Source organism: Methylobacterium sp. CM6246, assembly GCF_054818005.1.
This window is the reverse complement of the sequence record NZ_JBTXKY010000001.1, coordinates 3,125,231-3,140,838: the sequence shown is the minus strand read 5'-3', so window position 1 is coordinate 3,140,838 and position 15,608 is coordinate 3,125,231. Positions and strand designations below refer to the sequence as shown.

The following is a 15,608-nucleotide window of genomic DNA, read 5'->3' as shown; positions in this document are numbered from 1 at the left end:
TCGTCAGCGGTCGGCCTTCTCGCCGGCCGTGGTCAGCGCGAGGTAGCGCTCGGTGGTCGGCTTGATCAGCGACCGCACCGCCTCGGCCATGCCCTGCTCTTCCTTCAGCGATTGCTGGAAGCCGGTCCGATGCGCCTGCTGGCCGGCCGCATCCGCGATCGTCAGCAGTGACTCGTAGGCCGCGATCTCGAAGTTCTCGAAGGCGTGGTTGGCGTAGGTGTTCTTCAGGATCTCGTCCTGGGCCGGTGTGTGGCCGAGCGCCATCATGTTGCCGACGAAGCCCAGGAACCCCTCCTTGAGCGCCGACGGGCTGTCGCCGAGGCTCTGCAGCGCCTCCTCCAGGCGCTGGCGCTGGCCGTGCGTCTCCTCGATGTGCCGGCGCAGGGCCTTCTCCATCTCCGGGTAGCGCTCCAGGCGCTCGACCTGCCGCTCCATGATCTGCAGGGCCTGCATCTCGACGGCGTGGGTGTTCTTCAGGGCCGTGACGTAGATCGAACGTGTATCGAGGGTCATGCCGGTGTCTCGCAATGGATGGTGGATCGCGGTGATCCATTCATCCGGGCAACCTCGGGCCCGCACGGCCAAGTTCCGGCCGGGAAGGTCGCAGGTTGCGCCCGCTCCCGCCGGGTCCCGGGGGCCTCGCCGCACTGCGCGCGGTCCGGATGGCCCGGACCCGCAGGACCGGGTTGGCCGTGCCGCGCGGCGGCGGGGGCTACGTCAGCCCCTCCTCCATCAGCGCCGTCTTCACCGCCTGGCGCCCGCGCACGCGGCCGTACCAGGCGTCCAGGTTGTGCAAGCGGTCGAAATGGATGTCGGCTCGGTAATACGAGGTGAGCCACGGCGCCTGCCCCCAGCCCGTGAGCGCGAACAGGTAGGCGTCGGCGACCGTGAAGGTCTCCCCCATGAGGAAGGCCTGCCCGGCGAGTTGCGCGTCGATCCAGGCGAAGCGTGCCTCGAGCCTCGGCTTGGCGGTTTCGACATACCGCCCCGCCAGGCGTGCGTAGAGGAGGGGAATGAAGCCCTTGTGGATCTCGGAATTCAGGAAGCCCAGCATCTCCTGAAGACGGTAGCGCTCGAAGCTGCCGTTCGCCGGGGCGAGGCGCGTCTCCGGCTTCAGGTCGGCCAGGTATTGCAGGATGGCGGGGCCCTCGCGCAGGATCCGGCCGTCGTCGAGTTCGAGGAGGGGCACGTAGCCGTGCGGGTTGACGGCGTAGTAATTCTGTCCCTCTTCCGTCCTGTGGTCGGCGTGATCGACTTTGCAGAGTTCAAAGTCGAGGCCGAGCTCGTGGGCAATGATGTGCGGGGCGAGCGAGCAGCTTGCGGGAATGTAGTACAGTCTCATGATTGCGCCCGGACAACTCGATCTCATCGATGTTGGAAACGACCGTTTCCGCAGAGATACGTAGCGCAGTTCTATCGATGCCGAAAGAACGCAAGACTTTGTGCGTGAGTAACAAGAATTATACGTATGGTGGCGCGAGGGTCGGTCGATGCGAGCGACCGTGACCGGGTGCTCCGTCGAGCACGCGATGCATCTGCTCGGCGGCCGCTGGCGCCTGCTCCTCGTGTCCTACCTGATCGACGGACCGAAGCGCTTCAACGAGCTTCGGCGTGATCTGCCGGGGATCTCGCAGAGGATGCTGACGCTGGATCTCCGCGCCCTCGAAGCCGCCGGCCTGATCAAGCGCACCGTCTATCCGACGACGCCGGTCAAAGTAGACTATGCGCTGACCGAGGACGGCATGCGGTTGAAGAAGGTCGTCTCCGTCGTCCAGGAATTCGGTCTGTGGCTGAAGCAGCGAGGGCCGGCCTGAGGCGTGGGAAGACGCGCCCCACGCCCGATCCTTGTGCGGTGGCCTCAGGGTGCGTGCCCGACGTCAATGCATGGACTGGTTCGACGGGGACCGTTGCCGGCTCGCGAGGTGGCGGCCGATCTCGAGCAGCAGGGTTTCGGTCAGGGCGACGATGCGGGTGTCGCCGAGGGCCGAGACCGCGTTGTGGAGCGACAGGCACAGGTCGGCGGTCTTGTTCAGGGCGTCCTCGATCGTGCTCCCGTCTTGCGTCGCGAAGGCGGTGCCGGCGGACTTGCTGTCCGAGATCTCGACGACGACCCCCCGTCCGGTCAGGGGGCGGCCGAGTTCGTCCAGGTAGAAGTGCCCGCGGGTGAACACCCAGCGCAGCCGGCCCTCCGGGGAGCAGACCCGGTACTCGGCGGTATACGAGCCGCCGGATTGCACGCAGTCCAGGATGACCTGGGAGATGTGCTCCTGATCCGCATGATAGACCGCCTTCAGGATCTCCGAGAGGCTGACCCCGGCCCGCGAACGGGCCGGGCTGATGTTGAACAGCAGCGCGGTGACCGGATCGGCCCGCGCGTCGTCGGTGGCGATGTCCCACATCCAGAAGCCGACCCCGCCGGAGGCTTCCAGCGCCGCGATCAGGGTCGCCTCTGAGACAATATCGTCGGAGTTTTCCAGCAAGATATCCCCCGATATCCGTATCGCACGTCCGCGCTAAGCCATTTACTGGATCGGCGCACCGTCACGATCCGGATGTATCAGAAATCGTCGGTCGAATAGAGCACAATGGCAACAGCTGCGCCCGGTCCGCCGGCGCCTCGCGATCCCCCGGGCGTTCCCCACCGGGGCGGTCGGGGACCTCCCTCGGGCCCTGCCCTTCCAGGGCGCGGGCGCACGCTCCAGGCTGCGCATGCCGGACTCGGCTTGGTCCTGGCCGATCCGCAGGCCGATCTGGATCCCCGGGAGTGCCGTGCCCAGCCCGGGCTTCCGTTCGCGCCGGTCCCGCGCATCGGCCGGCGGCTTCCCTGGCGCCGGCGCCGCCGAGCGGCGGGGCGGTCCGACCGGGCCGGTCCCGTGCTTTGCGACCCGTCCCGCCTCCGACCGGGGATGGACCGCGGCCGGGGCCTGCGCACTACGCAAAGCCCCGATAGATTTGCCTTTCAGAATCGAAACCTTTATAAATTGTCTCAATTCGATTCAAAAAATGCATTTAGGCTATATCATGTCGGCGTTGCGATACGTTCTTCTCGGACTCTCGGTCTTATCGTTGGCTGTCGTGCTGGTGTTCTGGACTGTGAGTGGGCACGTCGCCGATCTCGGCGTGTTTTTGGTGGCCGCTTTCTTGGTCGCCAACAGCGTTTATATTCTATTTTCCCGTCCGACATTGCGCGCGAGCTCTGTCTTCGACCGTGCGGCTACGGGACTTGCTTTCGCCTCGCTCGAACTGCAGCACCAGGCCAAGGAGGCGAAGATCCGGGAGGCGGAGGCCGAGCGGATCCGGGCGCAAGAGGCCGAGCAGAACAAGTCAAAGCTGCGGGCGGCCGAGGAATTCATCAGCTACGTGCGCCAGAACCCGCTGATGCGCGGCCGGCAAGCCGTCACGGTCAAGCAGATCACCTTGCTCGGCGACCCGAAGAGTATCGCGCTCCCGACCCTGGAGCTCCCCCGTCCCGTCCCGTCGGAGCTGAATGGCCGGCATCGCGCCGATCCGGGGGCGACCAGCGTGACGCCTCCGGCGCCGCCCCCCGGCGCCGTGCCGCGTCTGGAAGCCTGACCGGCGCCTGGCGCTCGCGCGCGACGCCGAACCTCACGGCGGCCGCCGGGCGGGCTTGCGCGGATCGCGCCCGTCACGACCTCGCGAGCGGTCGGCCGGAGGCACCCCCGACCCGATCCGTCACGGAACCATCTCGGCGGCCTGCGGCTTGCTGAGCTGGGACCGGGAAGGATTTGCTCCTCTCACGGCTCAGCGGAAAACAACCGCCCTCGACGGCGGCATGAGAGGAAACATCCTTTGCGCACCACGATCATCACTGCGGCCTTGCTCGCCGCCTTCGGCGCCGCCGTCGCCTCCCCGGCCTCCGCCGCCCCGATCGGCCCCGGCGCCGTCGCTGCGCCGGCCGACATCGTCTCGACCGTCCAGATGGATCGGATGGAGCGTCGCATGGAGCGTCGCCACATGGAGCGCCGCATGGAGCGGCGTCACATGGAGCGTCGCATGATGCACCGTGAGATGCGCCACCGCATGATGCGCCGGGAGATGATGCACCGCATGTAAAGCGGAAGACACGGCGCTACCGGCGGAACCGCCGGTAGCGCCGCCCGGTGCGGCGCTCGGACGTTTGCTGACACCGATACCAGGAAGGTCTGCGGCGTGCCGTGGCCGAGCGCGCCCTGGCCCGACGAGCCCCGGTACCGGGGCCCTGCCCCGCGGTCCACGTTCAAGCAGGCCGGCAGCGGCGTCCCGCTCTCCGTAAAGCCGTGGCGGATGCCAAGATCGAGGCAGATCCAGTCCGGTCTTTCTCGCGTATTCGCCCGGTCTACATACGGGGCGGACCTGTAGGTCATGCGCTCTCAGGCCGACGCCGACGCGGATCGAGGCCGTCGAGCCCACCCCACCGCCAGAGTGGCTCCCACGTTCCGCCCGGCGCCACGCGGCCGCTGTACGGACCTCCCCCGTCCCGCCGAGCCGCATGTCGAGGAGCATCGGTTCCGCGAGCCCGCGCTAGCCGTGCGCGCGCGCTCCGCGGACGGTCGGATCGATGCCCCGGTTCGCCTGGTTCCCATTCGGCCCGAAAACCTGCGTCCAGCAGGCGACGACCCGCGATGGCCCGGAAATACCCGTTGCGGCTCGATGCCGTGTGGGTGCAGGCGAGGCCGTCCAGCGGGGACAGGGGCGTCGCGTTCGGGCGCGGTATCGATCCGCGCGTCCGCAGCCCGGGGGTGGAGGATCGCAACCGCCGAGATCTACGCTCGCCCGCGGGCCCATCGAACCATCCGGGGCCCAACGCGTTTCCAGGCTCGGTGAGGAGACAGGTACGATGAAAGCGTTTTTGGCTGTGGTTGCCGTCGGCTTCGGCGTGATGTCCGCGCTCGGCCCGGCCCTCGCTCAGCGCGGCCCCGATTATGGCTATGGCGGCCGGGATTACGGCGACCGCGACCGGGACGGCGACGATTACCGGGGCCGGGATCGCGGCGACCGCGGCTACGGCGACCGGGGCTACGGTGAGCGCGCCTATGGCGGGTTCGATGAGCGCGAGTATCTGCGCTGCAACCCCGATGTCCGCCGGGCCGTCGCCAGCGGCCAGATGGAGTCCGGTGCGGCCCATTACCGGACCTTCGGACGCCGCGAGGGACGCCGCCTGAGCTGCTGACCCGATCGCGTCGGCCACGCTCCGCCGGGAGGCGCCGCGCCCGGTCCCGCACCGCGCTCGCCACAACAGAGCCTCCTCGGCGCCGGGCGCCGGGGAGATCGATGGAAGAGCCTCGGCAGCGTTCTGCCGGGGCGGGGGGCCGCGCCCTCGCACGGCCTCCGGACCCGAGGGGCGGCACGGCCGTCGCGCCCGACGCGTCTCGTCCGGACGCGCCCGTCCGGCGAATCATCGATCCTGCGCCGCCGCCAGGTCGATCGATCCTGCAGCGTCCCCGGCAAGGATCCGAGGGTACGCCCGCGCCGTTCGGCGCCGAATGCGGGGTGACAGGGTCCAGATCGGTTTCAGATCGGGACCGTGCGGCTAATCCCTATGCTTGCGGCCTTGACGGCGCGGCGGGTTGAAAACAGGCTTAAGCCCGCGTCGCGGCAGATCGATGCGCGGTCGTTGGGTCTGGCCGAAACATTGCATCAGGCTGCCGGGTCGGATTGGACTTCGAGCGCGGGGGCGGTCATGAAGAAATTACTGTCGATAACCATTTTTGGTCTTCTGACGATGGGCACTGCACAGGCCCAGGACAAAGGCGGACCGATCAAGATCGGTGTCTCGGCCGGCGTGACCGGGCCGTATGCAGCTTTCGGCGTGCAGGTGAAGAACGGCGTCAGCCAGGCGATCGAGGACATCAACAAAGCCGGCGGCATCAAGGGCCGGCCGTTCGAGCCGATCTACGGCGACGACGCCTCCGACCCGAAGCAGGGCGTGTCGATCGCCAACAAGCTCGCCGCGGACGGCGTGACGATGGTGGTCGGTGCCTTCGCCTCCAGCGTGTCGATCCCGGCCTCCGACGTCTACCTCGACGCCGGCATCGTCCAGGTCACGCCGTCCTCCACCAACGTGAAGTTCACCGAGCGCGGGATGTGGAACACCTTCCGCACCTGCGGTCGCGACGACCAGCAGGGCGTGGTGGCCGGCGCGTATCTGGCCGATCACTTCAAGGGCAAGCGGATCGCCTTCGTCCACGACAAGTCGTCCTACGGCAAGGGTTTGGCGCAGGAGACGCAGATGACGCTCAAGGCCAAGGGCGCCAAGGAGGTGCTGTTCGAGGGCGTCAACCCGGCCGAGAAGGATTACTCGGCGCTCGTGTCCAAGCTGAAGTCGGCCAACGTCGACGTGGTCTATTACGGTGGGTTCCACACGGAGGCCGGGCTGATCCTGCGCCAGATGCGCGACCAGGGCCTGAAGGCGACCCTGGTGGGCGGCGACGGCCTCGCCCCGAAAGAGTTCGTGCAGATCGCCGGCGATGGCGCCGAGGGCACGCTGATGACCTTCTCGCCGGACGCCCGGAAGAACCCGAATGCCCAGCCCGTGGTCGCGGCGTTCAAGGCCAAGAACATCGATCCCGACGCCTACACGCTCTATGCCTACGCGGCCGTGCAGGTGCTGGCCAAGGCCGCCACCGAGACCGGCTCGATAGAGGGCAAGGTGCTGGCCGACTGGCTGCACCAGGGCAAGACGATCGAGACCGTGGTCGGCCCGATCGTGTACGACAAGAAGGGCGACCTCACCCGGCCCGACTACGTGATCTACGCCTGGAAGAAGGGCGCCGACGGGAAGATCGACTACGCCGGCAACGAGCTGGCGCCGTAAAACCGGAGCCCCGCGAATTTCGGGGCTCCGCGCCCCGAGCCCCGCCGAAGGGCTGTGGGCCCTTCTGTAACCCCGGACCTCGGCGCGGATCCGGCGGGCCGGTACCTCTATCGGCCGAACGACTGAGGGGCGCAGAGGCCTTATGATCTCCCCTCCGCGTCCCGGCGCGCAGGGGAGATCCGATGTTCGACTTCAGCCAGCTCCGGTGCTTCGCCGCCGTGGCGGAGGAGCTGCATTTCGGGCGTGCGGCCGCCCGGCTGAACATGACGCAGCCGCCCCTGTCGCGGCAGATCCAGGTGCTGGAGCGGGTGCTCGACGTGCAGCTCCTGGAGCGCACCAGCCGATCCGTCCGCCTGACCGCGGCCGGGCGCAGCTTCCTGCCGGAGGCGCAGCGCATCCTGCGGCTCGCCGAGACCGCGACCCACGTCACCCGCCAGGTCGCGGCCGGGCGCGCGGGGGTGCTGAAGCTCGGCTTCACCGCGGCCTCGGCCTACGATGTCCTGCCCCGCCTCGTCACAGCCCTCCGGCGGGCGCTGCCCGACGTCACGCTGGCCCTGCGCGAGATGGTCAGCCGGGACCAGGTCGAGGCGCTGCTGGCTGGCCGCATCGATGCCGCCCTGGTGCGCCCGCCCATCGTCCATCCGGACCTGATCGCGGTCAGGGCGGTGGCCGAGCCCCTGGTGGTGGCCCTGCCGGCCGGGAATCCCCTGGCGGCGCGGGCGCATCTCGCCCCGGGCGATCTCGGCGGCGAGCCGTTCATCGCCTACGCGCCGAACGAGGCGCGCTACTTCCACGACCTGATCCTCGGCCTGCTCACGGAGGCGGACGTGGAGCCCCGGATCGTGCAGCGGATGACCCAGATCCACTCGATCCTGGCCCTGGTCCGGGCCGACCTCGGCATCGCCCTGGTGCCGGCGGCGGCCGAGCGCCTGCGCTTCGAGGGCGTGGCGTTCCGGCCGCTGGTGCTCCCGGCCCCCCACCCCGCCGAGCTGGTCCTGGCCTGGCGGCGGGACGCGGACGAACCGCTGATCGCCCGGTTGGTCGCGATCCTGGCGGAGCTGCCCCCCGCCTGATCCAAGCGCCCCCGCCTGATCCAAGCGCTCCCCGACCCGATGCAAGCGCCCCCGGCATCGATGAGCCAAGCGCCCGCGGCGTCGATCGATGCGCCCGCGGCATCGATCGATCCAGCCTTTGGCTTTGACCTCCGGCGGAAAGGCTGCGCCTGATGGGCGCCCGACGGCCCGCAGAGGCCGGGGCCGCCAGGAGAGGGATCGCCGTGGACCGACTCACCAACCGCTTCAAGGCCGCCCTCGGCGCGGGGCGCCAGCAGATCGGCCTGTGGTGCAGCCTCGCCAGCCCGATCTCCACCGAGATCGTCGCCGGCGCCGGGTTCGACTGGCTGCTCCTCGACATGGAGCACTCCGCCAACGACCTGCGGGACATCTATGTTCAGCTCCAGGCCATGATGGAGAACGCCACCAACCCGGTGGTGCGGGTGCCGAGCGACGACCCCATCACCATCAAGCGCATCCTGGATGCCGGCGCCCAGTCGCTGATGATTCCCAATATCGACGATGCCGCGCAGGCCGAGCGGGTCGTGGCGGCGACGCGCTACGCGCCCCGCGGCATCCGCGGCTTCTCGCAGGCGCCCCGGGCCGCCCGGTTCGGGCGCATCCCGGACTACCACACCCGCTGCGAGGCCGAGATCGTCGTGATCGTGCAGGTCGAGTCCCGCCGCGCCCTGGACAATCTGGACGCGATCGCCGCCGTCGAAGGCGTGGACGGCGTGTTCATCGGGCCCGGCGACCTCTCCACCAGCCTCGGCCATCTCGGCCAGCAGGGTCACCCGGAGGTGGTCGCGACCATCGAGGCAGCCATCGGCCGGATCGTGAAGGCCGGCAAACATGCGGGTATTCTCACGCCGAGCGAGGAGCTGGCCAAGCGCTACATCGCGGCCGGCACCCGGTTCACCGCGGTCGGCTCGGATCTGGGGCTGCTGGCCCGCAACGCCGAGGCCCTGGCCGGGCGCTTCCGCACCGAAGGCTGAGCGGGGAGCGTCCGATGCAGGCCGAGATCGACAGCGCGACCCAGAATCGCCCGACGCAGGATCGCCCGGACCTCGAGCGCCCGGCCGGGGACGCGCCGCGCACGATCCGGCTGAGCGAGCACGACAACGTCGCGATCGTGGTCAACGCCTTCGGGCTGCCGGCCGGCACGGTGTTCCCGGACGGGCTCGCGCTCGTCGAGTTCATCCCGCAGGGCCACAAGGTGGCGCTGTCCGACATCCCGGAGGGCGGCGCGGTGCGCCGCTACGGCGAGGTGGTCGGCATCGCCACGCAAGCGATCCCGCGGGGCGCCTGGGTGGAGGAATCTCGGGTCGCGACCCCGGTCGCCCCCGCCCTCGACGCCTTGGAGCTGGCGACCCGGGTGCCGGCGCCCCTGCCCCCGCTCGAGGGCTACACCTTCGAGGGCTACCGCAACCCGGACGGGTCGGTGGGCACCAAGAACATCCTGGCGATCTCGATCAGCGTGCAATGCGTCGCCGGCACCCTCGACGTGGCGATCCGGCGGATCAAGCAGGAGCTGCTGCCGCGCTTCCCCAACGTCGACGACGTGGTTGGCCTTACCCACGCCTATGGCTGCGGCGTCGCCATCAACGCCCCCGAGGCGGTGGTGCCGATCCGGACCCTCCAGAGCCTCGCGCAGAACCCGAATTTCGGCGGTGCGGTCATGGTCGTGGGGCTGGGCTGCGAGAAGCTCGTCTCGGAGCGCCTGCTGCCCGACGGCGGCGCCGCCGGGGACGGGGTGGTCCGGCTCCAGGACGAGCGCCACCGGGGTTTCTCCGCGATGCTCGACAGCATTATGGCGATGGCGGAAACCCGCCTGGAGGTGCTGAACCGGCGCACCCGCGAGACCTGCCCGGCCTCCGAACTCGTGGTCGGCCTGCAATGCGGCGGCAGCGACGCCTTCTCGGGCGTCACCGCCAACCCGGCGCTCGGCTACTGCGCCGACCTGATCGTGGCCTGCGGCGGCACCGTGTTGTTCTCCGAGGTCACGGAGGTCCGGGACGCGATCCACCTCCTGACCCCCCGGGCGAAGAACCCGGAGGTGGCCCAGGCCCTGATCCGCGAAATGGCCTGGTACGATGCCTATCTCGCCAAGGGCGAGGCCGACCGCCGGGCCAACCCGTCGCCCGGCAACAAGAAGGGCGGCCTCAACAACATCGTCGAGAAGGCCCTGGGCTCGGTCGCCAAGTCCGGCACCGGTGCGATCGCCGGGGTGCTGGCGCCGGGCGAGCGGGTCCGCGAGAAGGGCCTGATCTTCGCCGCGACCCCGGCCAGCGACTTCGTCTGCGGCACGCTCCAGCTCGCCTCGGGGATCACCCTGCAGGTGTTCTCCACCGGCCGCGGTACGCCCTACGGTCTCGCTCAGGCCCCGGTGATCAAGGTCGCGACCCGGACGGAGCTGGCCGAGCGCTGGTCCGACCTGATCGACCTCGATGCCGGCCGGATCGCCACCGGCGAGGCCACGATCGAGCAGGTCGGCTGGGAGCTGTTCCACCTGATCCTGGACGTGGCGAGCGGGCGCAAGCGGCCCTGGTCCGACCATTGGGGCCTGTTCAACGATCTGACCCTGTTCAACCCGGCGCCGATCACCTGAGCCCAGGCATGCGCGGCGCGGCGTCGCAAGCGCGGCCGGACTCTGCTAGGCAGCCGGCATCGTGAAGCCGCTGCCGATTCCCACCCCCCGGGCCGTCCTGTTCCGCGTGCACTGGGCGCTCGGCCTCACCGCGGGGTTCGTGCTCGCGCTGATGGGCCTGACCGGCGCGCTGATGAGCTACGAGGAGGCGATCACAGCCTTCGCCAACCACGACCGGACGCGGGTCGAGGCGGCGGATCGGGTGCCGCTCGCCCCCACCGCCCTCGCCGCCCGGATCGACGCGCAGGCGGGCGGCCGAATCGTGAACGTCCTCACCCTGTCGGACGACCCGAACGCGAGCGTGTTCGTGCGCTTCGCCCGCGACCCGGAGACCCGGGCGCGGCCGCCCTCGGCCTATGCCGATCCCTATGACGGTGCGGTGCTGGGCCCCGTCCGGCTGGAGGCGGCCTTCGCGACGGTGCGGGACCTGCACCGCTGGCTGCTGATCCCCGGCGGGTCCAAGGGCTGGGGCCGGACCATCACGGGCGCCTGCACCCTGGCGCTGATCGTGTTCCTGGCCACAGGCCTCTACCTGCGCTGGCCCAAGATCCATCGCTGGCGGATCTGGCTGAAGCCGAGCCTGTCGCGGCCGGGCCGGCCGCGCTGGTGGTCCCTGCACGCCGTGGCCGGGACCTGGCTGACGCCGGTCTACCTGGTCATCGCGCTCAGCGGCCTGACCTGGTCCTACCCGGCGTTCAAGGACGGCGCCACCTGGCTGCTCGCCGGGACACCGGAGCGGGCGAAGCCGGCCCGCATGGCCGGCCACCGGGAGGCTTCTCCCGTGCCGGACTCCCGGCCCGACGCCGTCGACCGTGCCTGGACGGCGTTCCGGACCGGAGAGGGTCACGAGGCCGGCCTCGTGACCCTGACGCTGCCGGGGGCCGACACGGGGGCGATCCGCATCCGCTGGCTGCCCCGGGGTGTCGTGTCCCTCAGCGCCCGCAGCGAGGCGCGCTACGACGCCGCCACGGGCGCCTTCCTGTCGGCCGAGCACGCCGCCGACACGCCGCTTGGCCGCCAGATCCTCCAGTCCATCCTGGAGGTGCATCGCGGCCGGTTCTTCGGCGACCTGTTCGCCCTGCTGTTCTGCGTGGCCGCGCTGGCCATGCCGGGCTTCGCCGCCACCGGCCTGACCCTCTACATCCTGCGGCGCGCGGCGGCCCGCCGGCGCGCGCCGGTCCGCGCCACGGTGCCCATCCGCGAAGCGACTCCCCGACGCGAGTCCGTCGGCGGCACCGGCCGATCGTAGACCCGAGAAGACCGGATTCCCAAAGGGCTCAGCCCTTTGACGGCGTTCAGGGGCGGGCCCCCTGAGGCAGCCGGGCTTCGCCCGCCCTCAGGGCTCTGACCTGGACCCGCACAAGGTCTTGGACCTTCTGGAGCCCTGACTTCGGCCGGTCTCCCTCACATCCGCGCGGTGATCGTTGCCAGTACGGTGAAGGGCGCGCCGGGGGTATTGTTGAACTGATTGAACGGCTGCTCGATGTAGCGTGCGTTCGTCAGGTTCCGGATGTTGACCGCGAACCGGTAATGCGCGTCGATGTCGTAGTACACGGCTGCGTCGACCCGATTGTACGCCCCGACCTTGTAGCTGTTGTTGAGGTCGCCGAAGCGCTGGCCGACATGGGTGACGCCGATGCCGAGCCCGAGACCGCGCAGGGAGCCGGCCTGGACATCGTAGGTCGTCCACACGCTGCCGCTGAAGGCCGGCGCGCCCACGAGGCGGTTGCCGACCGCGAAGACCCTGTCCTTGGTGATCCGCGCATCGAGATAGCCGACGCCGCCGATGACCTTCCAGCCCGGAAGGATCTCGCCGGCCAGGTCCGCCTCGACGCCCTCCGAACGCTGCTGGCCGGTGATCACCGAGAAGCCGGTGTTGACGGGATCGTTGCCGGCGACGTTGTCCCGGGTGATCCGGAAGGCGGCCGCGCTCAGGGTCAGGTCGGGGTTGATGTCGATGCGGGTTCCGACCTCGAGCTGCTCGCCCGTCTCGGGCGCCGGGTTGACGACGTTGAGGACGTTCGCGGTCTGCGGCGCGAAGGACGTGGCGTAGCTGGCATAGACCGTCAGCGGCTCGAACGGCCGATAGATCAGGCCGACGCGCGGCGAGGCGCCGAACAACTCCTGCTCCGGCGGCTGGGTCTTCGAGCCCGGTACGCGGGCGAAATAATATTGGGTGCCGAGATCGAACCGGGCGCCGAGCACGAGCTGCAACTGGGGCGTGAGTACGATCTGGTCCTGCAGGTAGAACCCGAACAGTTCGAGCCTCTGCTTCAGGTCTTGCTGGAGCGAGAGAGCTCCGGGCGTGCCGCCGAAGACCGGGTTGAGGAAGCTGACCGGGGTGTAGGTGCCCTGCTGGGAATAGGGGTGGCGGAAGCCGTTGGTGTACTCGAACCCCACGAGGGCGGTGTGGGAGAATCCGAGCGTGTCGAACTTCATCACCGCTTCGGTCTGCGTATCCACGGCTGCGAAATGCGAATCGACCGAGGCGTCGCGCCGCGTGACCTGGGTCCCGGCGTTGTTCACCCCGGTGGCACGGGCCGTGAACAGGTTGAACGCCCCCCATTGCCCGTTGATGACTTGCCGCAGCGTCAGGTTCTCGTTGACGTCGTGTTCGGCCCGCATCGTGATCCCGTTGACCTCGCCGTAATAGCGCGAGGACGGCTCGCCGTAGTAGCGGCGGATGTTGTCCAGCGGCACGCGTCCGCGGAAAGCGATGAGCCCCTCGTCGTACTGGGTGCGCTGGCTGGTGGCCTCCGCGTTGATGTAGACCCTCGTGTCGGCGCTCGGCGTCCAGCTCAGCGCCGGCGCGATGAAGACGCGCCGGTTGGTGTTGTCCCCGATATTGCGGAAGGTCGGGTCCTCCTGCGCGGCGAAGGTGAGGCGGGCGGCCAGCCCGTCGATGGACGGGATCGCGCTCGAAACCGAGCCCTGGAACCGCCGGAAGCCGAAGCTGCCGCCCTGGACGCTCGCGTCCGCGGTCGGCTCCAGGGTCGGCCTGCGGGTGACGATGTTGACGACTCCGCCCGGGTCGCCCCGACCGAACAGCACCGAGGCCGGCCCCTTGATCACCTCGACCCGTTCGGCATTCGCGAGGTCGCGCTCCACCGGATAGAAGTTGATCGCCGGATTGGTCAGGATGCCGTCGACGGCGAAGAGCTGCGTGGCGAAACCGCGGATGACGTAGTTCTGCGAGCGGCCCTGTACGGTGCTGCCGGGCGTGACGTTGCTGACATTGGTGACGGCATCGGTCAGGCGCAGGTCCTGCTGGTCCGTGATCACCTGGCGCGGGACGACGGTGATCGATTGCGGCGAGTCCCGCAGGGGCGTGTCGGTCTTGGTCGCGGTCGCCGAGCGCGTGGCGCGATAGCCGACGACCGGCCCGTCCGCCCGCTCGACCGCGGGGCCCGTGCCGGTGACGCTCAGTTCCGAGAGGACGACCTCATCCTGGACCGGGCTGGATTGTGCGTGGGCGACAGTCGTCGATGCTGCGAGCAGAGTAAAAACCAGCCCGTATCGCTTATTGGTTGCGCAATTGCGGTCCGAATTTGCGACGACGGCGCGGATTGATCGGCCTTGAGGCATAGTTTCGAGTCATTCTTAAGAAGATCGTCGCGTCGAGGCGCCCTGGTCTGTGCGTACGATTGCCAGACTGATTCAATGCGTGATTGAAATTGAATGCCTCGGAGCCGCAGGAACTCACCGAACGTGTCCGGTGCGTCACACATCCCTTTGGAATGATTTTAAAACTTGCGGATTATGCAGACTTAAACGTGCGCAAATGGGCAAGATACACGTCCAGGCGTTGATGCGGATCATGCTGGGACGGAGATCGACATGCGCGCCTGTCGGCCTCTTCGAATCAGGCGCGCGCTCACTTCGTCCGAGTCCTTCGCGCGCGCCGCCATCCGTTCGGATCGGGGGCCGCCCGGAGCGCCCGTCGCGGCTGGCCCGGCGCGACGCGCCTCACCGATATCCGGGCCTGCGCGCTGCGCAGCACCGCGAGCCGGCAGCCGCGCAGCGTGAGCGCGCCCGGTGGCCCGTTCCGGATCGATACGTCCTCGGATGTGCCGTCTTCGCCGTCGGCGAACCTGCCGGCGCGGATCCGGGTGGGCCTGTCCGGCGGTTCCTGCGGTTTCGTCCGCCGATGAGGGTCAGCGGTCCGGTCGCGGCGTGCCCGGGGCGGCCCGCGGCAGGCGGCCGTCGAGCCCGGTCGCCAGCAAGGCGTGGAGCTGGGCGACCGCGGGGGCCGGATCGTAATCGGGCAGGATCGCGCGGCCGACGATGATCCCCTTCATCAGCGGGGCGACCAGCCCGTAGAGCCGTTCCGGGTCGCAATCCGGGCTGGTGGCCAGCGCCGAGAAGGTTTCGGTGAACCAGTCCCGGGTCTCCGCCTCGGTCCGGGCGGTCAGGTCGGAGATGGCCGGGTTGCGAGTGGCTTCCGACCAGATCTCCATGCGCAGCACCGCGGCTTCCCGGGTGATCGACACGAAGTACCGCGCGATGAGGTCGAGTAAGGCTGCGCGCGGGTCGCCGCTGTGCCCCATCTCTTCGACGAGTTGGATGCCGCGCTCGCGCTCGCGCTCGACCAGCCCGACGACCAGGGCCTCCTTGGACTCGAAGTAGCGGTAGAAGTTGCCCGGGCTCATCGCGGCCTCGCGGGCGAGGTCCTGCATCGTGGCGCGGTGGAAGCCGTTGCGCACAAAGCAGGCTTCGGCGGCGTCGAGGATGTGCGCGCGCCGCGCGGCCTGGCCGCCGCGCGCCTCGGCGGCGGCCGGCACGCTCACGGGGCGAACTGCGCGACCGCGGCGACGCGGCTCTGGTCCTTCGCGGGGATGGTGGCCGCACAGGCCTGGGCGGTCTGGCTCATGTCGGCGCACAGGCGCGCCTGCCAGCCCTTCGGACCCGCGCCGGTCCAGCTGATCAGCGCCATCCAGGCGAGAACCAGAACGGCGGCGAAGGTGAGGTTCGACGGGGTGCAGAAAGCCCGGACCGTCGCGAGGAGGCGCGCCGCGCCGGTTCCGGACGGGTCGAACCGGTCCTCATCCAGATCCGACCAGCGACCTTCGAGCGACAGAGCCATGGCTCACTCCTG

15 protein-coding genes are annotated in these 15,608 nt (G+C 69.4%); 9 read left to right on the top strand and 6 right to left on the bottom strand.

Translation table 11 applies throughout. From position 1 onward, the window contains the following. Positions 1-3: 3 nt before the first annotated feature. Together ACYQPG_RS15400 and gstA are read right to left on the bottom strand one after the other, a co-directional pair. Positions 4-513: a ferritin-like domain-containing protein gene (locus tag ACYQPG_RS15400; RefSeq protein WP_147908421.1), complete on the bottom strand. Its 510-nt coding sequence runs from the start codon at positions 511-513 to the stop codon at positions 4-6. Positions 514-712: 199 nt separating this feature from the next. Then, complete coding sequence (gene gstA / locus ACYQPG_RS15395; protein WP_147940016.1) at positions 713-1,342, bottom strand: glutathione transferase GstA; 630 nt, start codon at positions 1,340-1,342, stop codon at positions 713-715. A gap of 148 nt (positions 1,343-1,490) precedes the next feature. Between gstA and ACYQPG_RS15390 the strand changes: the two genes are divergently transcribed. After that, a complete protein-coding gene (locus tag ACYQPG_RS15390; protein ID WP_147940017.1) occupies positions 1,491-1,814 on the top strand; it encodes a winged helix-turn-helix transcriptional regulator in 324 nt (107 codons plus the stop codon). 63 nt (positions 1,815-1,877) lie between these two features. Here the strand turns inward: ACYQPG_RS15390 and ACYQPG_RS15385 are convergent, their stop codons facing one another. After that, positions 1,878-2,480: a PAS domain-containing protein gene (locus ACYQPG_RS15385; protein ID WP_246692283.1), complete on the bottom strand. Its 603-nt coding sequence runs from the start codon at positions 2,478-2,480 to the stop codon at positions 1,878-1,880. Between the two features lie 586 nt (positions 2,481-3,066). Between ACYQPG_RS15385 and ACYQPG_RS15380 the strand changes: the two genes are divergently transcribed. The 8 genes from ACYQPG_RS15380 to ACYQPG_RS15345 all read left to right on the top strand — a co-directional run bounded on the left by ACYQPG_RS15380 (position 3,067) and on the right by ACYQPG_RS15345 (position 11,762). Then, positions 3,067-3,573, top strand: coding sequence for a hypothetical protein (locus ACYQPG_RS15380; RefSeq protein WP_419829743.1), 507 nt, complete (start codon positions 3,067-3,069; stop codon positions 3,571-3,573). 237 nt (positions 3,574-3,810) lie between these two features. Then, positions 3,811-4,074, top strand: coding sequence for a hypothetical protein (locus tag ACYQPG_RS15375; RefSeq protein ID WP_147908417.1), 264 nt, complete (start codon positions 3,811-3,813; stop codon positions 4,072-4,074). 763 nt (positions 4,075-4,837) lie between these two features. Further along, positions 4,838-5,170: a hypothetical protein gene (locus tag ACYQPG_RS15370; RefSeq protein WP_147940019.1), complete on the top strand. Its 333-nt coding sequence runs from the start codon at positions 4,838-4,840 to the stop codon at positions 5,168-5,170. 552 nt (positions 5,171-5,722) lie between these two features. After that, the gene (locus tag ACYQPG_RS15365) at positions 5,723-6,814 is read left to right on the top strand and encodes a branched-chain amino acid ABC transporter substrate-binding protein (RefSeq protein ID WP_246692282.1); all 1,092 of its coding nucleotides are present in this window, start codon (positions 5,723-5,725) and stop codon (positions 6,812-6,814) included. A gap of 182 nt (positions 6,815-6,996) precedes the next feature. Beyond that, the gene (locus ACYQPG_RS15360) at positions 6,997-7,887 is read left to right on the top strand and encodes a LysR family transcriptional regulator (RefSeq protein ID WP_419829742.1); all 891 of its coding nucleotides are present in this window, start codon (positions 6,997-6,999) and stop codon (positions 7,885-7,887) included. A gap of 203 nt (positions 7,888-8,090) precedes the next feature. Continuing rightward, a complete protein-coding gene (locus ACYQPG_RS15355; protein ID WP_147908413.1) occupies positions 8,091-8,861 on the top strand; it encodes an HpcH/HpaI aldolase family protein in 771 nt (256 codons plus the stop codon). Between the two features lie 14 nt (positions 8,862-8,875). Continuing rightward, complete coding sequence (gene garD, locus ACYQPG_RS15350) at positions 8,876-10,474, top strand: galactarate dehydratase (protein WP_246692281.1); 1,599 nt, start codon at positions 8,876-8,878, stop codon at positions 10,472-10,474. A gap of 61 nt (positions 10,475-10,535) precedes the next feature. Continuing rightward, complete coding sequence (locus ACYQPG_RS15345) at positions 10,536-11,762, top strand: PepSY-associated TM helix domain-containing protein (protein ID WP_246692280.1); 1,227 nt, start codon at positions 10,536-10,538, stop codon at positions 11,760-11,762. A gap of 155 nt (positions 11,763-11,917) precedes the next feature. Here the strand turns inward: ACYQPG_RS15345 and ACYQPG_RS15340 are convergent, their stop codons facing one another. The 3 genes from ACYQPG_RS15340 to ACYQPG_RS15330 all read right to left on the bottom strand — a co-directional run bounded on the left by ACYQPG_RS15340 (position 11,918) and on the right by ACYQPG_RS15330 (position 15,596). Next, positions 11,918-14,098 (bottom strand): TonB-dependent siderophore receptor, encoded by a 2,181-nt coding sequence (locus ACYQPG_RS15340; protein ID WP_419829741.1) that lies wholly within the window; start codon positions 14,096-14,098, stop codon positions 11,918-11,920. A gap of 569 nt (positions 14,099-14,667) precedes the next feature. After that, positions 14,668-15,300, bottom strand: coding sequence for a TetR/AcrR family transcriptional regulator (locus ACYQPG_RS15335; RefSeq protein ID WP_147908412.1), 633 nt, complete (start codon positions 15,298-15,300; stop codon positions 14,668-14,670). Beyond that, on the bottom strand, positions 15,297-15,596 hold the full coding sequence (locus ACYQPG_RS15330) for a hypothetical protein (RefSeq protein ID WP_147908411.1): 300 nt from the start codon (positions 15,594-15,596) through the stop codon (positions 15,297-15,299). The genes ACYQPG_RS15335 and ACYQPG_RS15330 overlap by 4 nt, the downstream gene beginning before the upstream one ends. Between the last annotated feature and the right edge of the window lie 12 nt (positions 15,597-15,608).